At 68.2% G+C, this 25,032-nt stretch carries 26 protein-coding genes; 15 read left to right on the top strand and 11 right to left on the bottom strand.

Annotated elements, in window-relative coordinates; translation table 11 throughout:
- Positions 1 to 111: 111 nt before the first annotated feature.
- Positions 112 to 1,050, bottom strand: a complete 939-nt coding sequence (locus tag B7495_RS17120; RefSeq protein WP_088457654.1) for an AraC family transcriptional regulator — start codon at positions 1,048 to 1,050, stop codon at positions 112 to 114.
- A gap of 109 nt (positions 1,051 to 1,159) precedes the next feature.
- Here B7495_RS17120 and B7495_RS17115 point away from each other — a divergent pair, with 109 nt between their 5' ends.
- The 3 genes from B7495_RS17115 (at position 1,160) to B7495_RS17105 (ending at position 5,587) form a co-directional block, all read left to right on the top strand.
- Entirely contained in the window at positions 1,160 to 1,897 is a 738-nt protein-coding gene (locus B7495_RS17115; protein ID WP_088457653.1) for an SDR family oxidoreductase, read from the top strand.
- 216 nt (positions 1,898 to 2,113) lie between these two features.
- The gene (locus B7495_RS17110; protein ID WP_088457652.1) at positions 2,114 to 4,945 is read left to right on the top strand and encodes an esterase-like activity of phytase family protein; all 2,832 of its coding nucleotides are present in this window, start codon (positions 2,114 to 2,116) and stop codon (positions 4,943 to 4,945) included.
- A gap of 108 nt (positions 4,946 to 5,053) precedes the next feature.
- Entirely contained in the window at positions 5,054 to 5,587 is a 534-nt protein-coding gene (locus B7495_RS17105) for an NUDIX hydrolase (RefSeq protein WP_088457651.1), read from the top strand.
- 4 nt (positions 5,588 to 5,591) lie between these two features.
- Here B7495_RS17105 and B7495_RS17100 read toward each other — a convergent pair whose 3' ends face one another.
- The 3 genes from B7495_RS17100 to B7495_RS17090 form a co-directional block, all read right to left on the bottom strand.
- A complete protein-coding gene (locus B7495_RS17100; RefSeq protein ID WP_088457650.1) occupies positions 5,592 to 6,884 on the bottom strand; it encodes a GNAT family N-acetyltransferase in 1,293 nt (430 codons plus the stop codon).
- Positions 6,885 to 6,929: 45 nt separating this feature from the next.
- Positions 6,930 to 8,549, bottom strand: a complete 1,620-nt coding sequence (locus tag B7495_RS17095; protein WP_088457649.1) for an HNH endonuclease signature motif containing protein — start codon at positions 8,547 to 8,549, stop codon at positions 6,930 to 6,932.
- Positions 8,550 to 8,659: 110 nt separating this feature from the next.
- Positions 8,660 to 9,835, bottom strand: coding sequence for an alcohol dehydrogenase catalytic domain-containing protein (locus B7495_RS17090; RefSeq protein ID WP_088457648.1), 1,176 nt, complete (start codon positions 9,833 to 9,835; stop codon positions 8,660 to 8,662).
- 259 nt (positions 9,836 to 10,094) lie between these two features.
- Here B7495_RS17090 and B7495_RS17085 point away from each other — a divergent pair, with 259 nt between their 5' ends.
- Positions 10,095 to 10,457: a PadR family transcriptional regulator gene (locus B7495_RS17085; protein ID WP_088457647.1), complete on the top strand. Its 363-nt coding sequence runs from the start codon at positions 10,095 to 10,097 to the stop codon at positions 10,455 to 10,457.
- Complete coding sequence (locus tag B7495_RS17080; RefSeq protein WP_088458163.1) at positions 10,457 to 11,806, top strand: permease prefix domain 1-containing protein; 1,350 nt, start codon at positions 10,457 to 10,459, stop codon at positions 11,804 to 11,806. The genes B7495_RS17085 and B7495_RS17080 overlap by 1 nt, the downstream gene beginning before the upstream one ends.
- A gap of 7 nt (positions 11,807 to 11,813) precedes the next feature.
- On the opposite strand, the gene B7495_RS17075 is transcribed toward B7495_RS17080, so the two are convergent.
- Positions 11,814 to 12,527: a TetR/AcrR family transcriptional regulator gene (locus tag B7495_RS17075; protein ID WP_088457646.1), complete on the bottom strand. Its 714-nt coding sequence runs from the start codon at positions 12,525 to 12,527 to the stop codon at positions 11,814 to 11,816.
- A 112-nt stretch (positions 12,528 to 12,639) separates the two neighbouring features.
- Between B7495_RS17075 and B7495_RS17070 the strand changes: the two genes are divergently transcribed.
- On the top strand, positions 12,640 to 13,359 hold the full coding sequence (locus tag B7495_RS17070) for a DUF4386 domain-containing protein (protein ID WP_088457645.1): 720 nt from the start codon (positions 12,640 to 12,642) through the stop codon (positions 13,357 to 13,359).
- Positions 13,356 to 14,336 carry an NAD(P)-dependent alcohol dehydrogenase gene (locus B7495_RS17065; protein WP_088457644.1) on the top strand — a complete coding sequence of 327 codons (981 nt, stop codon included), beginning with the start codon at positions 13,356 to 13,358 and terminating at the stop codon, positions 14,334 to 14,336. The genes B7495_RS17070 and B7495_RS17065 overlap by 4 nt, the downstream gene beginning before the upstream one ends.
- A gap of 48 nt (positions 14,337 to 14,384) precedes the next feature.
- On the opposite strand, the gene B7495_RS17060 is transcribed toward B7495_RS17065, so the two are convergent.
- From B7495_RS17060 to B7495_RS17050, 3 genes are all read right to left on the bottom strand, one after another.
- Positions 14,385 to 15,305, bottom strand: a complete 921-nt coding sequence (locus B7495_RS17060; RefSeq protein ID WP_088457643.1) for a 5'-3' exonuclease — start codon at positions 15,303 to 15,305, stop codon at positions 14,385 to 14,387.
- A gap of 74 nt (positions 15,306 to 15,379) precedes the next feature.
- Complete coding sequence (locus B7495_RS17055) at positions 15,380 to 16,135, bottom strand: GAF and ANTAR domain-containing protein (RefSeq protein ID WP_088457642.1); 756 nt, start codon at positions 16,133 to 16,135, stop codon at positions 15,380 to 15,382.
- Positions 16,136 to 16,142: 7 nt separating this feature from the next.
- Positions 16,143 to 16,808 (bottom strand): GAF and ANTAR domain-containing protein, encoded by a 666-nt coding sequence (locus B7495_RS17050; RefSeq protein ID WP_168195344.1) that lies wholly within the window; start codon positions 16,806 to 16,808, stop codon positions 16,143 to 16,145.
- Between the two features lie 199 nt (positions 16,809 to 17,007).
- On the opposite strand from B7495_RS17050, the gene B7495_RS17045 reads away from it, so the two are divergent.
- The 8 genes from B7495_RS17045 (at position 17,008) to B7495_RS17010 (ending at position 23,162) form a co-directional block, all read left to right on the top strand.
- A complete protein-coding gene (locus B7495_RS17045; protein WP_088457640.1) occupies positions 17,008 to 17,511 on the top strand; it encodes a DUF6328 family protein in 504 nt (167 codons plus the stop codon).
- A gap of 43 nt (positions 17,512 to 17,554) precedes the next feature.
- Positions 17,555 to 18,271: an MBL fold metallo-hydrolase gene (locus B7495_RS17040; protein ID WP_088457639.1), complete on the top strand. Its 717-nt coding sequence runs from the start codon at positions 17,555 to 17,557 to the stop codon at positions 18,269 to 18,271.
- 59 nt (positions 18,272 to 18,330) lie between these two features.
- Positions 18,331 to 18,819 (top strand): toxin-antitoxin system HicB family antitoxin, encoded by a 489-nt coding sequence (locus tag B7495_RS17035; RefSeq protein ID WP_088457638.1) that lies wholly within the window; start codon positions 18,331 to 18,333, stop codon positions 18,817 to 18,819.
- A 139-nt stretch (positions 18,820 to 18,958) separates the two neighbouring features.
- Entirely contained in the window at positions 18,959 to 19,804 is an 846-nt protein-coding gene (locus tag B7495_RS17030) for a DUF4097 family beta strand repeat-containing protein (RefSeq protein WP_088457637.1), read from the top strand.
- Between the two features lie 31 nt (positions 19,805 to 19,835).
- Entirely contained in the window at positions 19,836 to 20,843 is a 1,008-nt protein-coding gene (locus B7495_RS17025; protein ID WP_088457636.1) for an ATP-binding cassette domain-containing protein, read from the top strand.
- A complete protein-coding gene (locus tag B7495_RS17020; RefSeq protein ID WP_088457635.1) occupies positions 20,840 to 21,679 on the top strand; it encodes an ABC transporter permease in 840 nt (279 codons plus the stop codon). Before B7495_RS17025 ends, B7495_RS17020 begins: the two co-directional genes overlap by 4 nt.
- 67 nt (positions 21,680 to 21,746) lie before the next feature.
- Positions 21,747 to 22,208, top strand: coding sequence for a GNAT family N-acetyltransferase (locus B7495_RS17015; protein ID WP_088457634.1), 462 nt, complete (start codon positions 21,747 to 21,749; stop codon positions 22,206 to 22,208).
- A 129-nt stretch (positions 22,209 to 22,337) separates the two neighbouring features.
- Positions 22,338 to 23,162 carry a carbohydrate kinase family protein gene (locus tag B7495_RS17010; RefSeq protein ID WP_240632299.1) on the top strand — a complete coding sequence of 275 codons (825 nt, stop codon included), beginning with the start codon at positions 22,338 to 22,340 and terminating at the stop codon, positions 23,160 to 23,162.
- A 25-nt stretch (positions 23,163 to 23,187) separates the two neighbouring features.
- On the opposite strand, the gene B7495_RS17005 is transcribed toward B7495_RS17010, so the two are convergent.
- The 3 genes from B7495_RS17005 to B7495_RS16995 all read right to left on the bottom strand — a co-directional run bounded on the left by B7495_RS17005 (position 23,188) and on the right by B7495_RS16995 (position 25,008).
- Positions 23,188 to 23,427 carry a hypothetical protein gene (locus B7495_RS17005; RefSeq protein ID WP_088457632.1) on the bottom strand — a complete coding sequence of 80 codons (240 nt, stop codon included), beginning with the start codon at positions 23,425 to 23,427 and terminating at the stop codon, positions 23,188 to 23,190.
- Positions 23,428 to 23,497: 70 nt separating this feature from the next.
- Complete coding sequence (locus B7495_RS17000) at positions 23,498 to 24,508, bottom strand: DUF2804 domain-containing protein (RefSeq protein WP_088457631.1); 1,011 nt, start codon at positions 24,506 to 24,508, stop codon at positions 23,498 to 23,500.
- Entirely contained in the window at positions 24,505 to 25,008 is a 504-nt protein-coding gene (locus tag B7495_RS16995) for a hypothetical protein (RefSeq protein ID WP_151199599.1), read from the bottom strand. Before B7495_RS16995 ends, B7495_RS17000 begins: the two co-directional genes overlap by 4 nt.
- Positions 25,009 to 25,032: the final 24 nt, after the last annotated feature.

Genomic DNA, 25,032 nt, shown 5'->3' with positions numbered 1-25,032 from the left:
CGCCGGGGGCTGCCGGCTTGAACCGGCGGATGCCGTGACCTCCCGCGCGGCCTCGGAGGAGATCGGCCCGGACCTGGTGGCGAGTGCGCCTAGACCCGAACCTGACGCCCACTACGTTGCCACGGAGCCGTGCTCGATGCGGGCGCGAGAACGATAACTCAACGGGGACTCACCGACCCGACGCTTGAAGGCGGTGCTGAACGCGCTTTCGGATGAATAGCCGAGCTGAAGAGCGAGCGCCCGAATCTGCGTGTCCGAGGTGCGGAGTTCACGCTGAGCGAGCAGCATCCGCCAGTTGATCAGGTAGGACAGGGGTGGCGTGCCCGCAGCGTCGCGGAACCGCCCTGCGAAAGTGGTGCGAGACATGGAGGCGGCCCGGGCCAGGTCCTCCAGGCTCCAGCCCTTGGCGGGTTGCTCGTGAATGAGCGCGAGAGCCGGCCGCAGACGTTCGTCGGTGAGCACCTTCAACCAGCCGGCCGGCATATCGGGGTCGTGCAGGTATCCACGGATGACATCGAGCACGAGCAGTTGGCCGTATTGGCGGATTGCGAAGTCAGACCCGACGCGGTCGGCCACGATCTCTTCGAACAATCGTTGGATGTGGCCGCGCAGCGCAGCGCCGACCGGGCTCGCCAGGCCGATGTGCACAACCGGCGGCAACGTGCGCAGGAGCAACTCCCGGCCGGTGGGGTTCAGATCCACCCGCCCACCGATGAGCACGTCCGCACCATCCGTATTCGCGTCTTCGGCAGACATCACGGAGCCCGCCGACGGCGGTCGCACCTGGATGGGTTCGCCGTCGCCGACCCCGCCCTCGAGCGCCAGCCACGATCGCCCGTTCAGGATCACGACATCGCCCGCGTTCAGTTCGAGCGGCTCGAGCAGGCCGTTGGTCGTCAACCGGGCCTGGCCCCGCACCACCGCGATGAACTTGAGGTCGTCGTCGATGTTGTTGCGGGTCTGCCAGCGACCGCGCACGGCCGAGCCACCCGACACCACACTTCTCACCTCGATGAGATCGAGGATGTCTGAGAGCCGGTCGGTTGCCATATCCGAACTATAGGGCAATTAAAACGGACATTGCGTTATTCCGAATCCCGACCACGGTCGTCAGGCTGAGCTGTGCCGCACAAATCGTTTCGGCACTGAAGGAGTACCTATGACCACCCCCATGATCACCCTCGTCACCGGCGGCAACAAAGGAATCGGGCGCGAAATCGCCGCCCAGCTCGCCCACCTCGGCCACACCGTGGTCATCGGCGCCCGGAGCCTCGAGCGAGGCGAAGCGACCGCTGCCCAGCTGCGTGCAACCGGCGGCGATGTCACCGCGGTTGGCCTCGACGTCACCGACCCGACATCGGTGCAGGCGGCAGCCGAGACCATCCAGACCAGGTTCGGGCGCCTCGACGCCCTGATCAACAACGCCGGCATCAGCCACCGGCCCGGCACTGATTTCGCTGGCCAGATGCCCCAAACCGCCGATGTCGACCACGTGCGCTACGTCTTCGAGACGAACGTGTTCGGGGTAATCACCGTCACCAGCGCGTTCCTGCCGATGTTGCGCCGGTCGGCGGCCCCGCGAATCGTAAACGTATCCAGCAGCGCGGGCTCACTCGCGGCGATCTCCGACTTCGCGAACACCGACCCGATCGCCCTCGGCTACGTACCCTCGAAGACCGCACTGACCGCCGTAACCATGATGCATGCCCGGGCCCTCGTCGCCGAGCGCATCCTGGTCAACGCCGTCTGCCCCGGCTTCGTCGCGACCGACCTGAACAACCACCGCGGCGTACTCACCCCGGCCGAGGGCGCACGATCGGCCGTGCGCATGGCCACGATCGATGCGGATGGCCCCACCGGCACGTTCATTGACGTTCAGGGACCCGTCGCCTGGTAGCCCCCCCCTCGGGCTGGATGCGGACCCGGGCGCGGCTGCCCGGGTCCTCATCCGCTTGCTCGCACCCGCACCGCCGCGCCGCGACCGGTTTGCCTGACGTACACCGTGCCGTCGCCTGCGAGACTCCCGCGGGTCATCCCCAGGTCGCCCGCCGCCGTCACGCTCGGTGGGTACATGTGAAGACGTACAGACCACGTTCGTGATCCAGGGGAAGCCATGCCACTCTCGAAAACCGCCCGCCGCGCCACCCTGATCGTGGGGGCCACACTGATGGCCAGCTGCGTGGTCGTCGCCCCGGCGCTCGCCGCGACGCCGGCCCCGACTTCCTCGGCGTTTCACCGCACCGCCACCTACCCGGTCTACCTCAACGCACCCGCGGGAGCCGACGCGGCCGACACCACCGCCGCGGAGATCTCCGGCGTCACCGATGACGGCAAGACCGTGATCTACACGGATGCCCCGGGCAAGCGCATCGGCTTCCTCGACATCACCGACGTGAACAACCCCGTCGGCGCCGGCAGCATCTCCCTGGCCGACCTCGGCCACGCTGATGACCAGCCCACCTCCGTTGCCGTGTACGGCGACTACGTGCTCGTTGTCGTCGACGAGAGCGGCGGAGACTTCGTCTCGCCCTCCGGCCGGCTCGACGTGATCCGCATCAGCGACCGCAGCCTGGTCACCAGCATCGACCTGGGCGGCCAGCCCGACTCCATCGCCATCGGCGCCGACAAAAAATACGCGGCCATCGCGATCGAGAACCAGCGCGACGAGGATTTCACTCCCACAGCCGGTAAGAAGGGCGACCTGCCCCAGCTGCCCGCGGGGTTCGTTCAGGTGATCGACCTGAACGCCGACCCCACCAGCTGGGTGACCACCCCGGTGCCGTTGGTTGCCGCCGACGGCGCCGCCCTGTCCTCGTTCGTGGCCGCGGGCCTGGACTCGCCCACCGACCCCGAGCCCGAATATGTGACCATCAACAGCGCCAACCAGCTGGCGGTCACCCTGCAGGAGAACAACGGCATCGCGCTCATCGACCTGCCGACCAGGGCGATCACCAAGGTCTTCAGCGCCGGCACCGCCACGGTCACCGGCATCGACACGAAAAAAGACAAGGTGATCAACCTCACCGGTCAGATCACGAATGTCCCGCGCGAGCCCGACTCGATCGCCTGGGTCGACGACACCCACCTGGCCACCGCCAACGAGGGTGATTGGAAGGGCGGCACTCGCGGCTGGACGATCTTCGACGCCAGCACGGGCGACGTCTCCTGGGACGCCGGAAACTCGTTCGAGCACCTCGCTGTGGCCAATGGCGTGTACGCCGACAGCCGCGCCGACAAGAAGGGCAGCGAGCCCGAGGGACTGATGGTCTCCACCATCGACGGCACCAGGTACGGCTTCGTCGCCTCCGAGCGCAGCAACTTCGTGGCTGTCTACGACCTCTCCGACCCTGTGAAGCCGGTCTATCAGCAGATGGTGTTCGCCACCAACGGGCCAGAGGGCCTGCTGGCCGTGCCCAGCCGCAACCTGCTCGTCGCCTCGAGCGAGACCGACGACGCCAGCGTCGGCGTGCGCGCCTCGGTGGCCCTGTACCAGCTCGGGGATGGCACGCTCGGTAACGCTTCGGCGGGCCAGCCGAGCATCGTCTCCGACGACGTCGACGGCCTGCCGATCGGCTGGCAGGCGCTCGGCGCGCTCAGCGCCAAGCCCGGCGACACCGCCCACATCTACACGGCGAGTGACTCCGCCGTCTCGCCGAGCACGATCTTCACGGTCGACGTGACCGCCGCGCCCGCGCGCATCGACGACAGCCTGGTGGTCACCGAGAACGGCAAGCCGGCCGTGCTCGACATCGAGGGCCTGCACGCGCGTGAACAGGGTGGTTTCTGGCTCGCCGCCGAGGGTGCCACCGGCGATGGCAATGCGCTGTACCGAACGGATGCCGCGGGTGGGGTGCAGGAGAAGGTGTCGCTGCCCACGGAGATCTCCGACCACATCTCCAAATGGGGCTTCGAGGGCGTGACCGCGACCACCGACGCGGCCGGAAACGAACAGCTCTACGTTGCCGTGCAGCGTCCGCTCTGGGCAGACCCGGCCGACCCCACCACGACCGTGGACGGCGAGGGCGTCACCCGGATCGGTCGTTACGACGTAACCGAGCAGAGCTGGACCTGGTTCGGCTACCAGCTGGAGGCAGCCGCCGGCGGCGGCGACTGGATGGGCCTGTCCGAGATCGTCGCGGTCGACGAGAGCACCCTTGCCGTCATCGAGCGAGACAAGCTCAACGGCCCTGCCGCCGCGGTGAAGCGCATCTACACCGTGACCGTTCCAGAGGCAGACCCGGCCGCAGGTACGCTGCCTGTTCTGCCCAAAACGCTCGCCCACGACGTGCTGCCTGACCTTGCGGCCACCAACGGCTGGACCCAGGAGAAGCTCGAGGGCCTCACCATCGGCGCCGACGGCAACGTATACGCGGTCACCGACAACGACGGCCTCAAGGACGCCACCGGCGAAACGGTCTTCCTCAACCTCGGAACTGCGACCGAGGTCTTCGGCCTCGTCACGCCAACACCGACGCCCACCGCCACCCCGGTTCCGACGGCGACGGCGACGGCGACACCGACCCCGGCTCCGACCGGCACCACCACACGCAAGCCATCCGTCGCCCTCGCAGACGCCGACCTGCGGGTGGCCGCGGGCAGCACCGTTGGCGTCTCCGGTCGCGACTTCGCCGCGAACGCCGAGCTCAACGTCGTGCTGCACTCGGCGCCGGTGCGCCTCGGTGCCGTCACTGCGGATGCTGCGGGCGCCTTCAGTAGAACCGTCACCATCCCGGCCAACACCGAAGCGGGCGCGCACCGCATTATCGTGACGGCCGCGAACGGAGAGGCCGCCGAGATCGTCTTCACCGTGGTGACGGCCAAGAGCGCGGCCGCGGCCCTGGCCGACACGGGGGTCAGCTCGCTGGCCGCAATGGTAGGCGGCGCGCTCGCTCTACTTGCCGCCGGAGCCGGCGCTCTGCTCATCCGCCGCCGTCAGCGGGCCTGAGCCGCACCGGTCGCCCCGCGGCCAGATCGTCGAGGAGGTGCCCCGATACGTCGGGGCGCCTCCTCTGCCTCGTTGTGGGTCGTGCGGGGAACCCGAGAGAATGGCCCCATGACTGAAGCCGTTTCAACCCGTGAGGTGTACCGCAACGCCTGGATGACCGTGCGCGAAGACATCGTGCGCCGCCCGGACGGGTCGCAGGGCATTTATGGCGTCATCGACAAGCCCGATTTTGCCATCGTGGTGCCGTATGTCGACGGCGGGTTCTGGCTGGTCGAGCAGTTCCGGTACACCGTCGGGCGGCGGGCCTGGGAGTTCCCGCAAGGCTCCTGGCCAGGTGAGAACGACGGCAGCCAGGAGGACCTGGCCCGCGCCGAGCTTCAGGAGGAGACCGGGATGCGCGCCGGCGAGGTGCGACACCTGGCGCACTTCTACAGCGCCTACGGGCACAGCAGCCAGGGCTGCGACCTGTATCTGGCCACCGAGCTGACGCCCGGCCCGCCGGAGCGGGAGATCACCGAGCAGGACATGGTGCACCGCTGGTTCAGCGAAGACGACTTCCGGCGCATGATCCGCGCGGGCGACATCGTGGATGCGGCGACCATCGCGGCCTATACCTACGTGCTGCTTGACCGGCAGGCGTGACCCGCTAGAAGTGCGTCAGGCAGTGGGCGGGCCGCTCGACGGCGAAGAGCCTGGCGGCCAGGAACGCTGCACCCGACGTGTTTTCGCGCACCTTGTTCGCCGCCGCCAGCGACACGGGGTTCACCGCGCCCAGGTAGATCGAGGAGAGCGCGGCGATGTCCAGGTCCAGGTCGGGCGCCGAGGCTGATTCGGTGACCTGCGCCGTGCCGCCCTGCACCTTCAGTGAGAAGGTGCCCGCCGTGAGACTCAGCCCGTCGGTGACTCTCAGCACCACGGCGCCGTCGGTGGCGAATTGGCGCGCTTCGAGTGCCTGGCGCACATCGAGGATGCGCAACCAGAGCAGGTCCCGCGGGTTCGTCGCGGACACACATCGCGGATCAGTCAAGGCCCAAGTGAGCGGGTTGTCCGACGGCGCCTCGTTCCAGGTGACGCGCTCCACCAGATCGATGGCCGCCAGATACTGCCAGAGCTCCAGGTAGGCCGCCGGGGTGGCGGCCACCAGGTCCACAATCTCCATCGTCGCGGGCGTCTTGTCCCAGCCGCCGAATCTGTACGAGACATAGCCGTCGACCGAACCGTCGGGCGCGTAGTGCAGGGCCGCCTTCACCTTGGCATCGGGGCCGCCCTCGCGGCTCGACGCCCCGGCGGCCAGCTGGCGGTAGAACTCCTGACGGCCGATGGACCCCGGTTGTTCGCCGTGCAGCCGGGCGAAGACCTGTGGTGCCAGCTCGAGAAGGACCTTGGGGTCGGCGACCTCCACAGAGCCCACTGGCAGGTGGTCGAGCCGGAACTTGGCGCTGGTATCCACCGTGATGCTCTGCTCCGAAGTGGCCACACCGAAACCGAAACGGCCATAGATCGACGCCTCAGACGCGGTGAGGGCGGCGATCGCGATGCCGTTGCCCTTGGCCAGGGTGAGGTCTTCGGTCATCATGCGGCGGAGCAGCCCGCGACGACGGTGGGAGGTGCGCACTGTCACGCCGGTGATCAGATGCGCATCCAGCAACCTGCCGAACCCGATGTTGAGCGTGCTCGGCTGGGTGCCGAACGTGGCCACCGGCACGTCGCTGCCCAGCGAATGCGGGGCCGGCTGGCCGGTTTGGTAGGCGCCCGTGTAGACGGCGCCGTCCACACGGCTCCTGGCGATGGACTCCTGAACCCGCTCGTCGCTGCTGCGCTCCTCATGGAACCCGAACGAGACTGCGCTGTCCCAGGCTGTCGCTTCGGGGTATCCGGGCTCGCCTGGGGCTGCCGGCTCAAACCGACGGATCTCGTAATCTGCGTTGATCAAGGACATGGATCCGAGTCTAGGGATACCAGCCTTGGGCCACTCGGTGACCGCTTAGAACGGTGGGTTCTCGGGCACCGGTGGGGTCGGCTTCAGGGTCGGCCGCTGCCGGGGCATCAGGTAACTCTCGTCGGCGGGCCGCCTCCGGGTCTTCGGCCCCACGACCGGTGGTCGGGGTCGGGGTGGTCCGAATGGATTGCCCGGGTCGGTGCGGTAGCTGCGTTTGCCCGGTGAGGTCCAGACCAGGATCCCACCTGGTTCCTGCGTGACCCGCCACTGGCTGAGGTGTTTGAGTCGGTGGTGGGGTTCGCAGAGGTGGGCAAGGTTGTCGCAGTCGGTGTTACCGCCGCCAGCCCAGGGGTCGGTGTGATCGACGTCGCTGGTCACCGCGGGTCGGGAGCAGCCCGGGAACCGGCAGGTTTCATCGCGCACCCGCAGGTACATCTTCATGGCCTTGGTGTTCTTGTGCTGGGTTTTGCCCAGCGAGAGCACCACCCCGGTCTCCGGGTGGGTGAGCAGCCGGGTGAAGCTCGGTGCGTGCCCGGCGATCTCCCTTGCGACCTCGGGGGAGATGGGCCCGTACCCTTCGAGGGTGCCGGGTTCCTCGTCCAAGCCCAGCAGGGTGAGCACGGGCACGGTGACCATGACGGTGCCGCGGATGCCGGCGCCCATCCCGTCGGGCGTGATTCCGTCCAGCAGTAAGGCGGCGGTGATGTCGGCGCGGAGTTGGTCGAGGGTGCGGGTCGGGGAGTCGTCGGCCGGGTCCTGCGCGATGCCGAAGGCGGCACCGTTGCTGCTGGCGTCATCCGTTTGGTCGGCCGGGCTCGGGTCGCCGAGGTGCTTGAGCCGTACGGCCATCGTGTTGATGCGGTCGTAGGCGGCCTTGGTGTCGTGGGCGGTGCCGTACCAATGCAACCAGCCCATCCCGTCCGGGGCGGCCTCCCAGCGGCTGTGCCGTTCGGTCAGGGCGTTCGTGCTGCGGGTCACGATCGACTCCGGGTGCAGCCGCTCCCGCAACCGGCGGGCCTTGTCGATGAACCGGCCCACCGGCAGGCGCTTGGCCTCGGGCAGCACCTTCTCTTCGAACGCCGCCTGGTCCTCCATCGGCAGGGTGCGCATCTGGTCGACGAGCGCGGTGGCGTGCCGGTAACTGATCTCTCCGGTCGAGAGGGCCTCGAAGGTCGCCGGGGCGGCCAGGAGCCAGAGGGACTGATCCATCAGGTGCTCCACGGTGCGTTCAGACAGGCGCAGCAGGCAGGCGGTCTCACTGACAATCGTGCGGCGGGCCACGTCCCGGTCGTCCCACCGGTTGTAGGCGGCCGCGCGGGCTTGGTCCTCGGTCAGGGTGGCCGCGTTCACGTCGGCCAGCCGGATGCTCTCCGGGTTGCCGTGCAGGCGCGAGGAAACGAGCGGGTCCTCACTCCAGCCCTGCAGAGCGACGAGGAACTCGGCCTGCCGGGCCTGCGCGATGGCGATGGCGCGGGCCTCGACCGCGATCAGCTCAGTGCGGCGGGCCAGCTCCGAGCAGACCAACTCGTCCAGGGCCGGGTTGGGGACGTACGGCCCGAAAGCGGTCGGGTCGACAGGGGAGGGGGTGGAGCCAGGTGGAGCGGACTCCGGAGAGTGGTCGTCAGCATCCGGAGCGGGCGGTACTGCCTGGTCGGGGTTACTCATGATGAGATCGTCTCACCTACCACCGACACTGCAGAAGGCTCCGCGAGCCGTGAGAAAAGCCCCAGAAATCTCGAGATTCTGGGGCTTGACTCACAGTTCGCGAGAGGGCGTCAGGGGGTCAAAACGACCTTGATGCAGCCGTCGTCCTTGGCGCTGAAGGTCTCGTACATCTCCGGGGCGCGATCTAGCGGCACCCGGTGGGTGACGAGGTCCATCACGCCGAGCGGGTCGGTGTGGTCCTCCACGAGGGGCAGCAGATCGCCGACCCAGCGCTGCACGTTGCACTGGCCCATCCGTAGCTGGATCTGCTTGTCGAACATGTTCATCAGCGGCATCGGGTCGGCCACACCGGAGTACACGCCGCTCACCGAGACCGTGCCGCCGCGGCGCACGAGGTCCAGCGCCATGTGCAGCGCGGCCAGGCGGTCAACACCCACCGTGGTGAAGACCTTCTTGGCCACCGCATCCGGCAGCAGCCCTGCGGCGTACTGGGTGAACGCGGCGGCGGGGTTGCCGTGCGCCTCCATTCCCACGGCGTCAACGACGGAGTCCGGGCCGCGACCGTCGGTCGTCGCCCGCAGCATCGCGACGATGTCGTCGTCGAGGTCGAACACCTCCACACCGTGCCGGGCGGCCATCTCGCGGCGCTCCGGCACCGGGTCCACACCGAGCACCCGGAAGCCCAGGTGGCGTCCGATGCGGCTGGCGAACTGGCCCACGGGGCCCAGGCCGATCACGGCGAGGGTGCCGCCGGCGGGCACATCCGCGTACTGCACGCCCTGCCAGGCGGTGGGCAGGATGTCGCTGAGGAACAGGTAGCGCTCGTCGGGCAGGTCCGCGCCGACCTTGACCGCGTTGAAGTCCGCGAACGGAACCCGCAGGCGCTCGGCCTGGCCGCCGGGAACCGATCCGTAGAGCTCGCTGAAGCCGTAGAGGCTGGCGCCGGTGCCGGAGTCGCGGTTCTGGGTGGTCTCGCACTGGGTGGTGAGGCCCTGGTTGCACATGAAGCAGTCACCGCAGGCGATGACGAACGGGATGACGACCCGATCGCCCACCGAGAGGGTGGTTACCGCGGCGCCGACCTGATCCACGATGCCCATGTTCTCGTGGCCGAGAACGTCGTTCTTGGCCAGGAACGGCCCCATCACGTTGTACAGGTGCAGGTCTGAACCGCAGATGGCCGCTGACGTGATGCGGATGACCACATCCGTGGGCTTTTCGATGACCGGATCGGGGACCTCGATGACCTCTACCTTTTTGGTGTTCTGCCAGGTGAGTGCTTTCACGGTGTCCTCTTCTTTGTACGATCGGGCCGCGGTTGCGGTGCCGCCCGGGTGGGGCGAATCTGACCAGCCTTGTTCAGGCAGAGGAGAAACTCAAGGAAGCTGGACGTATCTCCAGGCTTGGCGCCGAGGCGTGACGAATCGGGAAATTCACCGTCGCACCAACGGGTGTGCGCGGCCGCAGCCGGGCAGTGGTCGCTTCCATCCCTATACCTAGAACTGCTAGGGTTCATGCATTGCAGCTCTAGGTATAGGAGGCGCCATGCGCATCGAGAAAGACCTGGTCGCCGCCGCGGCCACCCCGCTGGTGCTGGGGATTCTGATGGACGGCGACCTCTACGGTTACGCCATCCTCAAGCGGGTGAGCGATCTCAGCGGCGGCAGCATGCAGTGGACCGACGGGATGCTCTACCCGTTGCTGCACCGCCTCGAACGGCTCGGCTACGTGACCTCGCTCTGGGGCACCTCCGACGTGGGCCGCCGGCGCAAGCACTACGCCATCACCGACCTCGGCCGGGAACAGCTGGCCGAGCGGCAGGAGCAGTGGACCGTCGTGGCGGATGCCCTCCGCCAGGTCTGGCAGGACCGGCCCCGACCGACGGCCGTGACGGAGGGGTGGGCCTGATGGACCTCGACGCCGACCTGGAAGCCCAGATCGATAGCTGGCGCGGCTACGTGCAGCGACGCCAGGCCATCGCCACCGCCGACGTGGAGGAGCTGGAAGATCACCTGCGCGAGCAGATCGAAGACCTGCTGGCCACCGGGCTCGACCACGACGAGGCCTTCCTCGTGGCGATCAAGCGGCTGGGCAACCTCGACGCCGTGTCCCGCGAATTCGCCAGGGAGCACTCCGACAGGCTCTGGAAACAACTCGTGCTCCTGCCCGACGCCGCCGGCGACAGCCGCGCGCCGGCCTGGCGGGAACTCGCCGTGGTGGTCGGTTTCGCCCTCGGCGCTGGCCTGGCCGTCAAGGCCGGCCTCACCTGGTCCGACGGCGGCACGGGCCTGGTCCGAAACCTCGGCCTGCTGGTGTTCCCGTTCCTCGCCGCCTACTTCGGCTGGAAGCGTCGGCTCACCGTGCCCGTCGCGGCAACCCTCATCGTCTCGTTCGCCGCCCTCGCGGTGCTGCTCAACGTCTACCCGTTTGCCGCCGGCGGCTCCACCGAGTTGCTCGCCGCGCTGCACGCCCCGGTGCTGCTCTGGATGCTGGTAGGGATCGCCTACGTCGGCGGCCGTTGGCGCTCCGACGCCCGACGGATGGACTTCGTGCGGTTCACCGGCGAGCTCGCGATCTACTACACGCTGCTCGCCCTCGGCGGAGCCGTGCTCATCGGGCTCACCGTCGCGGTGCTGTCCGCCGTGCGCGTCGATCCCGGTCCGGTGCTGACCGGCTGGATCCTGCCGCTCGCGATACCCGGCGCCCTCGTCGTGGCCGCCTGGCTGGTCGAGGCCAAGCAGAACGTGGTCGAGAACATCGCCCCGGTGCTCACCCGGGTGTTCACCCCGCTGACGATCATCATGCTCCTGGCCGTGCTCGCGGTGCTGGCCACCGCCGGCGGGCTGGGCACCGTCGACCGCTACCTGCTCATCCTGATGAACGCCATCCTGGTGCTCGTGCTCAGCCTGCTGCTCTACTCGATCTCCGCCCGCGATTCCCTCGCCCGGCCCGGCGTCTTCGACGTGCTCCAGCTGGTGCTGGTGATCGTGGCCCTGGCTGTCGACGCCGTGATGCTCACCGCGATGCTCACGCGCATCACCGAGTTCGGCTTCAGCCCCAACAAGATCGCCGCGCTGGGCCTCAACCTGCTGCTCCTCGTGCACCTGGTGCGTGCGGCCTGGCTCGCCATCGGGTTCCTGCGAGGGCGACACCCGTTCGCGGCGCTCGAACACTGGCAGACCAGGTACCTGCCGATATACGGGCTCTGGGCGCTCGTCGTGGTCGCGGTCTTCCCGCTGGTCTTCGGTTTCGCCTGATTCCGCGCTAGGCGGTGCGGGTGACCGGGCCGGATGACCAACCGGAGACATGGAGGCGCTCGAAGCCGTCCAGGAGCAGGTCGAGGGCGAATTCGAACTCGAACCTGTCGTCACAGCCGTGCGCCACGACCGAATCGTCGTGGGCCGCCGCAGTGCTGATCTGCAGGATGTGGGGATACCGCTCCGCCATCGCCTGCATTCGGGCAGCCTGCACGGCGGGGTCGACGGGTGGCCGGGCCGGGTCGGCGGATGCGTCGAAGAGCTCCTGGGTGAACCCCCACATGCGGCTGCCCAGGGCGTGCATCACGTGGTGGGTGAGGTCCGCCGAGAACCCGCCGGCCAGGAACATCCCGATCGTCGACTCCAGGTAGTCCAGCACCGCCGGGGTGTGCGTGGTGCGCGACTCGAGCACCGACCGGGCCCACGGATGCCGTAACAACATCTGGCGGGCCGAGAGCACCCGCAGTCGCACCGCGGCCTTCCACTCGGTGTCAAGGGCCGGCGGGTCGATCTCGGCGACGATCACCTCGACCATGCCGTCGAGCAGCTCGTCCTTGTTCGCCACGTGCTTGTACAGAGCCATCGGCACAACGCCGAGCTCCTCGGCCAGCCGGCGCATGCTCAGCGCCTCGATACCGGCCTGATCGGCAAGCCCGACGGCGGCCTGCAGCACCCGATCACGGTTGAGGCGCACCCGCGGGACCACCAGAACTTGAGCCATGTGAGGTCCCTTTGAACGAGATCAGTCCTGCCCATTGACAGGAGTACAGCGTACACCTTAGAGTCGCTGCATCCGAGTGTACGCCGTACACCTCAACCTTGAAGGAGCTCTCATGTCTCCCATCCGCCGAACCGCAATTCTCGCCGGTGTACTCTTTCTCCTGACCGAAGTCGGCGCGATCGTCGGTCGTCTGCTCTATGCCCCGGTGCTCAACACGCCCGGTTATGTCCTCGGTGCCGGCCGCGACCCGATGGTGGCCGTCGGCGTGCTGTTCGAGGTCGTGCTGGTGATCGCCGTGGTCGGCACCGGGGTGGTCCTTTATCCGGTGCTCCGCCGCCAGAGTCCGACGCTGGCGCTGGCCTACGCTGCCGCGCGCATCCTCGAGGCCGCGATCATCCTGGTGGGCACCCTCAGCCTGCTCACGGTGCTGATGCTGCGGCAGCAGCCGCCCAGTATTGATGACAGCGCGCTTGAGGCCGTCGCCGCCGCGTTGCTGGCCCTGCAAGACGGCACCCTGCTGTTCGGCCCGGGCTTCGCACTCGGCGTCGGCTCGATCCTGCTGGCCTCCCTGATGTTCACCTCCCGCCTCGTGCCTCGCGCCATCGCGGTACTCGGCCTGGTGGGCGGGGCCATCATCACCATCTCGACGGTGCTGGTGATCTTCGGCCTGTACGGCCAGTTCTCGCCGACCGGGCTGCTCGTTGCGCTGCCCGTGTTCGCTTGGGAGGTGTCGCTCGCACTCTGGCTGATCCTCAAGGGCTTCAACACCGCCGCCGTCGAGCGGATGCCGCAGCGCCGAGTCGGCGCCGACCCGGTTGGGGCGACCTCGTGAGGGCCGCGGTCTACGGGCGGTTCGGCCCCGCCGACGTTGTCTCGGTTGAGGAGATCCCCACTCCGGCGCCCGGGCCGGAGGAGGTGCTCATCCGGGTGCTCGCCAGCACCGTGAGCGCCGCCGACCACCGGGCCCGCTCCCACGACGTGCCGAAGGGTCTCGGCCTTCTGGCCGGGGCCGGCCTGGGGTTCTTCAGGCCCCGCCGACGGGTGCTCGGCATGGATGCCGCCGGGGTCGTCGCAGCGGTGGGGGAGAAGGTCACCAGATTCGCGCCCGGCGACGAGGTCATCGCCATGCTCGGCGCGAAGTTCGGCGGCCACGCCGAGTATGCCCGGATCGGGCAGGACGGACCGATCACCGCCAAGCCGGCCGGCCTGGGCTTCGACGAATCCGTCACCCTCGTCTTCGGCGGCATCACCGCGAGGGTCTTCCTGAACCGCGCCGACATCCAGCCGGGCGCGCGGGTGCTGGTCAACGGGGCATCCGGAGCCGTCGGCACCGCGGCCGTGCAACTGGCTAAGAACCTCGGTGCGCACGTGACCGCGGTCTGCGCGGCGCGGAACGCCGCCCTGGTCACCGACCTGGGCGCCGACAGGGTGATCGACTACGAGAGCTCGGACTTCACGACCGGATCCGACACCTACGACGTGATCATGGACTGCGTCGGTAACGCGTCTTTCGACAGGGTGCAGCGGCTGATCACCCCCGGCGGAGCCCTGTTGGCCGTCATCACCGACCTCACCGGTCTCCTGCGCGCGAGGTCCCGCACTCGCAGGAGCGGCAAGCTGGTCAGCGCCAGCGGCGTCGACTACCGGGCCGAGGACCTTCGGTTTCTCGTGGGCCTCGCGGAGCAGGGCAAACTGCGACCGGTCATCGACCGCAGTTACGACCTCGACGAGATCGTGGCCGCGCACCGCTTCGTCGACGCCGGCCACAAGCGGGGCAGTGTTGTGCTGCGCATCGCCGGATCGAGCTAGACCGGCCTCAGGCGAACTGGCTCAGGCCAACGCGCTCAGGCCACGCGCTCAGACCAATGCGGCCAGGGCCTCGCGGGCGCGTTGCATCGACGAACTGAGCCCCCACGTGGCCGACAACTGCTCCAGCTCGGCATTCTGCTCGGGTGTGCTGGGGCGGATGCGGGCGTCGAAGTCCGGCAGGTCCAGGTCACGCACGACGTTCACCACGGTCGGGGCCACCGTGAGGTAGTCCGCGGCGGCGAGGATCTTCGCGCGCACGGAGGCGCCCAACTTCACATCGGGGTCGGCCGCCGCCGCCACGATCCCGTCGAGGTCGCCGTACTCGGCCAGCAGCGTGGCCGCGGTCTTCTCGCCCACCCCGGCCACGCCGGGCAGGCCGTCGGAGGCGTCGCCGCGCATGGCGGCGAAGTCGGCGTACTGCGCCGGAGTGACGCCGGTCTTGGCCGTCAGCGTCGCGTCGGTCAGAAGCTCCAGCCGGGCCATGCCGCGGCCGGTGTAGATCACCCGAACGTCCCGGGTGTCGTCGACGAGCTGGAAGAGGTCCCGGTCGCCCGTGATGATTTCCACCGGGATCGACGAGTGCGAGGCGAGGGTGCCGATCACATCGTCTGCCTCGTGCTGGGCGGCGCCGATGATCGGGATGCCGAGCGCGGTGAGCACCTCGCGGATGATCGGCACCTGCGGGGTGAGCAGGTCGGGCACAACCTCGATTGCGGGGTCGGCAGCCACCGAAGGCTCGGCGGCGACCCGATGGGTCTTGTAGGTGGGGATGAGATCGACCCGCCACTGCGGCCGCCAGTCGTCGTCCCAGCAGGCCACGATCTCGGTGGGCTGGAACTCGGTGGCGAGTCGGGCGATCATGTCGAGCAACCCGCGCACGGCGTTCACCGGTTCACCGGTGGGTGCGCGCACCGAGTCCGGCACGCCGTAGAACGCGCGGAAATACAGGGAGGCGGTGTCAAGGAGCATCCGGCGCTCGGGTTGAGTGGTCACGGCCGCATCTTGCCACACCTGAGGAACCGGCGCAGTGGCCGGCCGCGCCGTTAGCGTGCCTGGGCCACCAGTGCCTCGGCGGAGATGCTGCGGTTCACCACACCGGCCGCCGCAGCGCGCAGGGTGACCGCGTGTGTGCGGGCGTAGTCGCGGAGGGCGTCGAAGGCCTCGCTCATGGTGCAGGAGCGCACCTCGGCGAGAACCCCCTTTGCCTGCTCCACCAGAATCCGGGTGTCCAGAGCGAGGTGGAGCTGCGCGGCCACAACCTCGGGCTGCCGGAAACTGCGCTCGTGCAGGATGCCGACTGTCGCGACATCCGCCAAGGCCTGGGCGAGCTGGGCGTCTCGGTCGCTGAGCGCGCCGGCCTCCGTACTGAGCAGGTTCATCGCGCCGATGACCTCGCCGTGCAGCCGGAGTGGGGTGGCGTGGGCGGCCCGAAAGCCCTGGTCGAGGGCGGTGCGGCGGAACCGCGGCCAGTCGCGGGGGTCGGTTTCGATGTCGGGAACGCTCACCACCGCCCCGGTCTGGTAGCAGTCGATGCATGGGCCGGCGCCGGCGGCGACGATCATGACCTCGACGATTTCAGCCTCTTCGCTGGTCGAGGCCACCAATTCGAGCATCCCCGTGCCATCGGCCAGGAGGATGCCGCCTGCCTGTACGTCGAGAAGCTGGGTGCAGGTGTAGACGAGGGTGGACAGCAGATCGACGATGTCGTAGTCGGCGACCAGGCTGCCGGCCACGCGCACAAACGCGTCGTTGATTCTTGCTTCACGGGTGTTGTCAGCCGCGTGGTCTATGGCGTGCATGTCATACCTACTCTGGGAGCTCTGCGAAATTGAGGCGCCGGCTGACGACGGCGTGGGCAATCTCTTGGACGGTATATCCGCTAGAAAAAGCGTAGGCCCGGATTCGTGAGAAAGCATCCGTTGCGTTGATATCCAGCTGGCCGAGAACCATCCCGGTGGCCTGGTGGATCTCCCGCCGGGATTCGATCGGTGCCTCATCGTCGGATGATTCGTGTTCGGCGAGGACTATCGCACGGCGGAAGGCGGGCCCGGCGATGGCGCGACACAGGGAGGTGCCCAGTGTCGCGGCCTGGTCATCGAGGGCCCCGGGGGTGGTGCGGTAACAGGTGACAGTGCCGGTGCAGGCCGCTCCCAGCATGAGGGGAAAGGTGAAGACGGCGCCCACGGTCAGCTCGGCAGCGCTCCGCAGGAATGCCGGCCACCGGTCGGTCAGCGCGAGGTCGGGAACCGATATGAGCGATGCGGTCCGAAACGCATCGAACTGGGGACCTTCACCCAGATCGAATTGCATCTCCTCCAACCGGGCGGCCGTGGGGTCGGTGGCGTGGATCAGCGAGGCGCGGCGGTCCTGATCCATTACCGAAATGGCCGCACCCGTGATCGGCAGGAGTTCCAGGAACGGGGAGGCCAGCTGCCCGCCCGTCATTCGGGGTGTCCCCGAGACTTCACTCATCAGCACCGCCAGCCGTGTCCATAGTGTCAAAAGGGCACGTGTCATCGAAACGAGTCCGAACCTAAGGTCAACGTTAGTCCTGTCTGGCCCGGCTCGACCAGTCCGAACCGGCTGCGATCCCGGATGCCCGGCGGTACTCTCGTGAGTCCCGACCCGCGGCGGCCGATGCTGCCGGTTCTCTTCACGGAAGGTTCAGCCCATGTCGCACTCCTCTCCGGTTCCGGACGTACCCGGCGGCGCCACCCGTGACGGTCGCGGCGAAACCCCGAATGAGCGTCTGGACCGCAACTGGAATGAGCTGCTCCAGGAGCTCAGGGTCATCCAAACTGGAACCCAGATTCTCACCGGCTTCCTCCTGGCCGCGGTCTTCCAGTCCCGGTTCGAGGACCTCGATGCGTTTCAGCGCGACATCTATCTGGTCCTGGTCGCAACCTCGGTTCTGACGACCCTGGTGGGCCTGGCTCCGGTGAGCCTGCATCGAGTGCTGTTCCGCAAGCACGCGAAGAGCCGCATCATCCGGTACACCGACTATTTCGTGCAGGCCACGCTCGCCGGGGTCGCCATCACGGTCGCCGGCATCGGGCTGCTCATCTTCGATCTGGTGCTCGGCCGGGCGTGGGGTGTGGCCTTCGCGGTGTTCATCCTCGTCGTTGTCGCGCTGCTCTGGATTGTGGTGCCGCGCATCATCCGTCGTTCGGCCTGACATCCTGGCCGATCGGCGTCACGAGCGGTACGGTCGAGCCATCATGAGACTAGGACCGCACCTTCACCGCATCGGCAACGACATCGTGGCCGCCTACCTCGTCGACACTCCCGAGGGGGTGACCGTGATCGATGCCGGACTCGCCGGCCAGTGGCGGGACCTCCTCGCCGAGCTGACCGGCATGGGGCGCACCCTCAGCGACGTCAAAGGCGTCATTCTCACGCACGGTGACGGCGATCACGTCGGCTTTGCCGAACGGCTCCGGCGCGATCACGGCGTGCCGGTCTACGTTCACCCGGGCGACGCGGCTCGCGCGAAGGGTGGCCCCAAGCCGGCGAACGGCCGCCAGTCGATGAAGCTGGGCGCCACTCTGGGCTTCGCGGCGTACTCCCTGCGCAAGGGCGGGATGCGCACCACCTACCTGACCGAGACCGTGGACGCGAACGACGGAGACACGCTGGACCTGCCCGGTGCGCCCCGAATCATCGGCCTGCCCGGGCATTCCGAAGGCAGCATCGCGATCCATGTGCCGATCGCCGACGCCGTTTTCGTGGGCGATGGGCTCACGACCCGTCACGTACTCACGGGCAAGACGGGGCCTCAGCCGGCGCCGTTCACGGATGAGCCGGAGCAGGCGATCGCATCGCTTCGCGCCATTCTCCCCACGGGGGCCACCTGGGTGCTGCCCGGACACGGCACCCCGTGGAACGCCGGCGTTGCGGCGGCCGTCACCGCCGTAGAGAAGGCCGCCCGGGTCTGACGCCAACTCTGACACCATCAATGCTTGACATGACACCATCGTGGTGTCATGATGGTGGCATGGAACTTGGACCGTACGTCAATGACCTTCAGCGTCAGCTGGTGGATGCCGCGGAGAACGGTGCGGAGGACACTCGCGCCGTCGCCGAGCGCCTCGCCGCCGGGCTGGATGCAGCGGCGCGGCTCGTGCTCCTCGACGTGCTGTCGGCCGCGGTGGGCGAAATCACCCGCGACCTCGCCCCCGGCTCCGTCGACCTGCGGCTGCGCGGTCGTGAGATCGAGTTCGTCGTCACCGCGCCGAACACCGAGCCGGAGAGCGACGAGCGGCCCGCAGCATCCGTCGACCTCGACGAAGCGAGCACCTCACGCACCACCCTCCGTCTGCCGGACGCCCTCAAGGCGCGGGTGGACGAAGCGGCGGCGGCCGATGGTCTGTCGGTGAACACCTGGCTGGTGCGTGCGACGGCGGCCGCTCTGCAACCCAAGCAACGCCGTTCCGTGCAGCGCACCCTGCGCACCGGCGACAACTTCGCGGGCTGGGCGCGCTAACCCGCCCAGCACGCTGAACACTCCAACCACGCGCACCCGCGGGGTCGGTCCGTCGTACCCACATTGCACAGCACCACATTGCACAGCCCCGAATTGCACAGCCCCGAATTGCATAGCCCACAGAGAGGGACGCATCAGCATGCCCACCTACGACACCCCCAACCCCATCGACCTCGCCATCCACCTGCCGGTCGGCGCAATCGACGTCGTCGCCAGCGACCGAACCGACACCGTCGTGACGGTGTCACCCACCAGCCCGGCCAGGGCAGTCGACCGCCGCGGTGCCGAGGAGACCAGAGTGGACTTCGACGGCCAGCGCCTCACCGTCACCGGCCCGAAGCCCCGCTTCAGCATCATCGGCCCCAGCGAGTCGGTGGACGTGCTCATCGAGCTGCCGACGGGATCGCGGCTCACGGCCGAGATTTCATCGGGCAATGTGCGCGCAACCGGACGCCTCGGCGCCACCCGGATCAAGTGCTCGAACGGTGCGGCGGAGGTCGATACCACCGGCGACCTGTGGCTGCGCGCCGGCAACGGCAACGCCACCGTCGGCGCCGCCGAGGGAGACATCGAGATCACCGCCGATCACGGTCAGCTCCGGATCGGCACTGTCACCGGCAACGCGATCCTCAAGGCCTCGCACGGCAACATCTCGGTGGGGGAGTCCGGCGGCGATCTCGACGCGAAGCTCTCCTACGGCGACCTCGAGATCACCCGGGCGCTCGCCGCCGTGTCGGCGAAAACCGCCTATGGCAGTATCCAGCTCGGAGAGATCTCGAGCGGGTCGGTGCAGGTCGAGAGCGGCTTCGGCCAGGTCAGCATCGGTGTGCGTCCCGGCGTTCCCGCCTGGCTCGATCTGGCCTCCAAGAACGGCCGCCTGCGCAACGAGCTCGACGGCGACAGTGCCCCAGACCCGTCCGAGCAGACCGTGGCAGTGCGTGCGCGCACCGCGTTCGGCGACATCGGCATCCACCGCGCGCGCTGAGTGCGCGCACCGAAGCGAAGGGTAGAACATCATGACCACCACCGCGATCGCCGTGCAGGGATTGCGTAAGTCCTACGGCAGCAAGACCGTTCTCGACGACGTCGACCTCACCGTGAAGGCGGGCACCGTGACCGCGCTGCTCGGCCCGAACGGCGCCGGCAAGACCACCACCGTGCACATCCTCTCCACGCTCGTGCGGGCGGATGCCGGCACCCTCACCGTCGCGGGATGCGACGTTTCGCGCGACCCCGACGGTGTGCGCGCGGCGATCGGTCTCACCGGCCAGTTCTCCGCTGTCGACGGCCTGCTCACCGGCGAGGAGAACCTCCTGCTGATGGCCCGGCTGCGTCACCTCGGCGCGAAACGCTCGAAGTCGCGGGTGGCCGAACTGCTCGAGGAGTTCGACCTCGTCGAGGCCGCGCGCAAGCCACTCGCCACCTACTCCGGCGGCATGCGCCGCCGCCTCGACCTCGCGATGACCCTGGTCCAGGCGCCGAGCGTGATCTTCCTTGACGAGCCCACCACGGGCCTGGACCCGCGCAGCAGGCACACCATGTGGGACATCGTGCGTGGCCTGGTGTCGGAGGGCACCACGGTCTTGCTCACCACCCAGCACCTCGAGGAGGCGGACCAGCTCGCGGACCACATCGCGGTGCTCGACGGCGGTCGCATCGTCGCCGACGGCACGCCCGACGAGCTCAAGAGCCTCGTACCGGGCGGTCACATCCGGCTTCGCTTTGCGGATGCCGCGGCGCTGGACACCGCCGCCCGCCTGCTCAATCAGTCGGCTCGCGATGGCTCTGCTCGCGATGGCTCTGCTCGTGACGGCTCTGCTCGTGATGACGCCGGACTGGTGCTCACCGTGCCCAGCGCCGGCGGCGTCGGCGCGCTGCGCGCCGTGCTCGACCGCCTCGACGCGGCCCATCTCGAGGTCGACGACCTCAGCATCCACACCCCGGACCTTGATGACGTGTTCTTCGCGCTGACCGGCACGAAGGAATCGTCCGGCCGGGCCGATTCGAAGGGAACAGACTCATGACCACCATCACCGCCCCGCGCCCGACCGTGCAGGGCAGCCGTCATCGGTCCTATGTCGTGACCGACGCGATCACAATGCTGCGCCGCAACCTGCTGCACATGATTCGCTACCCGGGCCTGTCAGCGTTCACCATCGTGGGTCCGGTGGTGATCCTGCTCATGTTCGTGTTCGTCTTCGGCGGCACCCTCGGGGCCGGCCTGCCGGGCGTGGACCCGGCCGGCGGGAGGGCGGCGTACCTCGCCTACGTGATGCCGGGCATCCTGGCGATCACCATAGCCGGCACCGCCGGCGGCACTGCCACGACGGTCTCGATGGACATGACCGAGGGCATCACCGCGAGGTTTCGCACCATGGCGATCTCCCGCGCGGCGGTGCTCGCCGGGCACGTGCTCGGCAACACCATCCAGGCGATAATCGCCGTCGCGCTGGTGCTCGGCGTCGGTGTGCTGATCGGGTTCCGGCCCACCGCCACCCCCATCGAGTGGCTCGCCACCTTCGGCCTGATCGCGCTGATCGCCTTCGCGATCACCTGGATCGCCGTGGGGATGGGCATGCAGGCCAAATCGGTGGAGACGGCGAGCAACCTGCCGCTCCTGCTGGTTTTGCTGCCGTTCCTCGGCAGCGGCTTCGTACCGACCGAGTCGATGCCGGCCGGGCTGCAGTGGTTCGCGGAGTACCAGCCGTTCACGCCGATCGTGGAGACCCTCCGCGGGCTGCTGCTCGGCACCCCGCTCGGCTGGAACGCTGTGCTCGCGGTCGGCTGGTGCGTGGTGATCACGGTCATCGGCTACGCCTGGTCGATGATCATCTACGAGCGCAAGTCGGTGCGTTCCTAGTCACGCCGCCCGGGCTCTCGCGAGTTGACTTGCGGATCGCGATGAACCGCCCCAGTAACCTGGGCCCATGTCGTCCCTCACCCCAGTGTCGCCCGGCGATACGGCCGACCTGACCGATTTCCTCCGCGAGGTAGATCTGACGCTGAGCGGGCTTGACGCTCCCACGGTGCACCTCTGGATCGAACGGGATGCGGTCGGCAGCATCGTGGCGTGCACGGGATTCGAGCTCAGCGATGACCAGGAGCACGCGCTCATTCGGAGCGTGGCGGTTCATCCACTCACCCAGCGAACCGGCGAGGGCACCCGGCTGGCCCTGTTCGCCCTGGCGCGGGCTGCTGAAAGCGGAGCGCAGCGGGCGTGGCTGTTCAGTCGACGGTCCGGGCCTTTCTGGCAGAAACTGGGCTTCGAGGCTGCCGACCGCGACGACCTCGCCAGGGCGCTCGCCGGTACCCACCAGGTGCAACACTTCGTCCAATCCGGCCAGCTCAGCCGTGAGGTTGCGTGGTCTCGCCCGCTCCGAGCCGGGTAGGGACCGGCAAAAATCCGTACCGGCTGTGGCACATCGAGTCGCCAAGCGGCCGTGCCGTAGCCTGAGCGGATGAGCAGAGCATCCGCTGGGGGCGCCATCGGCGCGGGTCACATCGTTGTATGCGGACCGGTGTCGTGGAACACGCTGGTCTACCTCGACCAGCTGCCGGAGCCGCGCCCGCACGTCACGTTCGCCCTCGAGGATTTTCAGACCGTCGGTGGTACCTCCGCGGGTAAGGCGCTGCACCTGACCGGGCTCGGGCGGGCTGTCGAATGTCAGACCCTGCTCGGCGACGACGACGCGTCAGGACGGGTGCGTTCCGTTCTCGAGGCGGCGGGAATCCAGGTGACCGCGTCGGTGGTGCCGGGTGCCGGCGAACGACACCTGAACCTGATGACCCGGGCGGGGGAGCGGGTGTCCGTGTACCTTTCGGTGCCGGCGTTCACCGCACCCGACATCGCCCAGTTCACGGCGTTGAGCCGGGGTGCCGCGGCCCTGGTGATGGACCTCTCCGAAACCTCCCGAGCCCTGCTCCCCACGGCTATCGCGGCCGGCGTCCCCGTCTGGACCGATGTCCACGACTACGACGGCCGGTCCGAGTTCCACGAGCCCTTCATCCGGGCGGCCGACTACATCTTCATGAATGCCGACGGCATGAGCGATCCGTCGGCGTTCATGCGGGCCCGTGTGGCGGCCGGCACCACGGCCGTCGTGTGCACGCTCGGCGCAGAGGGCGCGATGGCCGTCGACGCCGAGGGCCTGCACCGGGTGGCTGCCGTGCCCGTTCAGGTGCGGGACACGAACGGCGCCGGCGATGCGTTCTTCGCGGGTTTTCTCGACGCCACCCTGTCAGGCGCCTCCACGGAGGCGGCGCTCGCCGCGGGCGCCGACCAGGCGACAGTTGCTCTGCGCACGAAACACCTGCACCCGGCGTTGGAGACGCTGGTTCCCTAGCTCGGGGGGTCAGGGGGCGATGCGCCTACTCCTTCGAGAAGGCGTTCGGTTCGAGGCCCGCGATGCGACGGGCGTGCTCCTGAAGGGCCTCGTCAGTCACCTGGTGGCCGCCGTCGGCGAAGCGTTGGCGTAATGCAACCAAGACCTGGGCCTCGTCGTGACCGGCCAGGTCCGCTTCCTGCTGCAGCAGGATGCCCGCCACTTTGTCGTCTTCGGTTGTGCTGTGCTGGGCCTGAATCGGTTCGTCCTGGGTGTCGCCGGGCATGCTGTCCTCCGTTGGCAGAATCTCGTGGGGACCATTGTGCCTCACGAAGCTCCGAGCGCTGGTCGAGGTGTCACCAACGGTTGCGGATGTCTTCCGCCCAGCCCAACAGACTGTCGACCCGGATGCGTCCCAGATCGGTGTCGACCCAGCCTGAATAGTGGCCGAAACACTGGTGACCGCGGCTGCCGAAGACCAGAAGCTCGGTCTTGCTGGCATGGTCCCAGAACGGGTCGAAACGCAGGTCGAGGCTCCCTCCGTGAATTCGCCACGGGGCGAGCCAGTGGGCTTCGTCGTAGACCCAGTCGAGTTCATCGCTGACCTTGTGGAGCGTTCCGTCGATGAGCACCGCGTTCTCGGTCGAACCGGTTCCGTCCGTCCACCGGCCGCCCAGCTGGAGGCCGATGGTGCGTCCGTCGACGATTCCCGACGCCGCGCCCCAATTCCAGGTCATCTTGTACGGCCAGCGACCGCGGCCGTGGTCGAGCACCGCCCAACTGTCGCCGGCGGGAAGCTCAAACCGGTCACCCTGGACCTCGACCCAGCCCTCGGCCGGACGGGCCACGTCTTTGACGGTGTACTGGAAGCGGCTCTTGGACCACGGAACCACGACGGCCAGCGCCTCGTGGCCGGCCGGACGCACGGCGGTGATGTCGAAGGCCACCCCCGCGGCGCGACCGCGCAGGCGGGTGCCGCCGGGTACCTCGTCGATGTCGATCGTGAGCGACCGGGTGCGCGCCTGGGCGGATGAGGCGCCGAGGGATGCCGGCAGGGTGGCACTGGATCCCAGCGGTGCGACGGCGCCGCGTTCCATCGTCGTTCCCGATACGCGGTCGTAGATCAGGATGTTGTGCACCGCTGCGTAGTCGAGCGAGGAGACGGTCAGAGTCACGATGTGGGTGGGCGTGGTGACGCCCCAATACTCCCAGCGCTTATTGCGGCCCCAACTGCTGCGGCCGTCGATGCCTGCAGTGTCGTGCAGAGGCCTTCTGCTCCAACCGACGGCGGCGGGGTTGAGCCGCCCGTCGGGCAGGCACAGCGAAACCGGCTCGGTGATCTCGCGCTCGACGATCGCGCGACTCATGGCGTTTCTCGCACCAGAGCGGGCTGTCCCAATTCCATCGACACGTCTACTTTTAGGGCAGGGATGAAGGGAATCGCGATCTTCGGATTGACTATTCGGGTGCGTGCCCGCACCACCCCGACGATGGACACAACGAGGTGTCCGATCACAGCCGCCCACAGCAGCAAATTTGCCAGAAGAAGGGTGGGCGACGGCCCGCTCTCGCTTTCTCCAGTCAGAACGAGCCCGATGATCGCGTCGGATCCCACAATGGCCGCCCCGATCGCTGCGACAAGCGTCACGGTCAGCACCCAGTTCGCTGCCCATCGGGAATTCTCCCGCACCAGCGCGTCCGGGTGCCGGCGGTTCTGAGCTGCGAGAATGCCAAGCAGAACCGGAGCAAGCAGGGCGCCGAACAACGGAACAAACCAGAGGAAACCGATTCCCCAAAAGCGGCGGCCGGACGCGTCCGGAACGGCCGATTGCGCCAGTGGCATGTGCTCAGGAGGAAGAGAGGTCATGCCGGATTCTATTGGGCCGACCGA

Origin of the sequence: Cryobacterium sp. LW097 (assembly GCF_002205495.2) — a bacterium.
GTDB classification, from domain to species: Bacteria; Actinomycetota; Actinomycetes; order Actinomycetales; family Microbacteriaceae; genus Cryobacterium; species Cryobacterium zongtaii.
Note: the sequence above shows the minus strand (reverse complement) of the source record. Positions and strands in the feature narration are given on the sequence as shown.

Bases quoted from the DNA above. Each gene is read 5' to 3' on its own strand.
- B7495_RS17120 (WP_088457654.1), bottom strand. From the start codon at position 1,050: ATGGCAACCGACCGGCTCTCAGACATCCTCGATCTCATCGAGGTGAGA.
- B7495_RS17115 (WP_088457653.1), top strand. From the start codon at position 1,160: ATGACCACCCCCATGATCACCCTCGTCACCGGCGGCAACAAAGGAATC.
- B7495_RS17110 (WP_088457652.1), top strand. From the start codon at position 2,114: ATGCCACTCTCGAAAACCGCCCGCCGCGCCACCCTGATCGTGGGGGCC.
- B7495_RS17105 (WP_088457651.1), top strand. From the start codon at position 5,054: ATGACTGAAGCCGTTTCAACCCGTGAGGTGTACCGCAACGCCTGGATG.
- B7495_RS17100 (WP_088457650.1), bottom strand. From the start codon at position 6,884: ATGTCCTTGATCAACGCAGATTACGAGATCCGTCGGTTTGAGCCGGCA.
- B7495_RS17095 (WP_088457649.1), bottom strand. From the start codon at position 8,549: ATGAGTAACCCCGACCAGGCAGTACCGCCCGCTCCGGATGCTGACGAC.
- B7495_RS17085 (WP_088457647.1), top strand. From the start codon at position 10,095: ATGCGCATCGAGAAAGACCTGGTCGCCGCCGCGGCCACCCCGCTGGTG.
- B7495_RS17080 (WP_088458163.1), top strand. From the start codon at position 10,457: ATGGACCTCGACGCCGACCTGGAAGCCCAGATCGATAGCTGGCGCGGC.
- B7495_RS17075 (WP_088457646.1), bottom strand. From the start codon at position 12,527: ATGGCTCAAGTTCTGGTGGTCCCGCGGGTGCGCCTCAACCGTGATCGG.
- B7495_RS17070 (WP_088457645.1), top strand. From the start codon at position 12,640: ATGTCTCCCATCCGCCGAACCGCAATTCTCGCCGGTGTACTCTTTCTC.
- B7495_RS17060 (WP_088457643.1), bottom strand. From the start codon at position 15,305: ATGCTCCTTGACACCGCCTCCCTGTATTTCCGCGCGTTCTACGGCGTG.
- B7495_RS17055 (WP_088457642.1), bottom strand. From the start codon at position 16,135: ATGCACGCCATAGACCACGCGGCTGACAACACCCGTGAAGCAAGAATC.
- B7495_RS17050 (WP_168195344.1), bottom strand. From the start codon at position 16,808: ATGAGTGAAGTCTCGGGGACACCCCGAATGACGGGCGGGCAGCTGGCC.
- B7495_RS17045 (WP_088457640.1), top strand. From the start codon at position 17,008: ATGTCGCACTCCTCTCCGGTTCCGGACGTACCCGGCGGCGCCACCCGT.
- B7495_RS17040 (WP_088457639.1), top strand. From the start codon at position 17,555: ATGAGACTAGGACCGCACCTTCACCGCATCGGCAACGACATCGTGGCC.
- B7495_RS17035 (WP_088457638.1), top strand. From the start codon at position 18,331: ATGGAACTTGGACCGTACGTCAATGACCTTCAGCGTCAGCTGGTGGAT.
- B7495_RS17030 (WP_088457637.1), top strand. From the start codon at position 18,959: ATGCCCACCTACGACACCCCCAACCCCATCGACCTCGCCATCCACCTG.
- B7495_RS17025 (WP_088457636.1), top strand. From the start codon at position 19,836: ATGACCACCACCGCGATCGCCGTGCAGGGATTGCGTAAGTCCTACGGC.
- B7495_RS17020 (WP_088457635.1), top strand. From the start codon at position 20,840: ATGACCACCATCACCGCCCCGCGCCCGACCGTGCAGGGCAGCCGTCAT.
- B7495_RS17015 (WP_088457634.1), top strand. From the start codon at position 21,747: ATGTCGTCCCTCACCCCAGTGTCGCCCGGCGATACGGCCGACCTGACC.
- B7495_RS17005 (WP_088457632.1), bottom strand. From the start codon at position 23,427: ATGCCCGGCGACACCCAGGACGAACCGATTCAGGCCCAGCACAGCACA.
- B7495_RS17000 (WP_088457631.1), bottom strand. From the start codon at position 24,508: ATGAGTCGCGCGATCGTCGAGCGCGAGATCACCGAGCCGGTTTCGCTG.
- B7495_RS16995 (WP_151199599.1), bottom strand. From the start codon at position 25,008: ATGACCTCTCTTCCTCCTGAGCACATGCCACTGGCGCAATCGGCCGTT.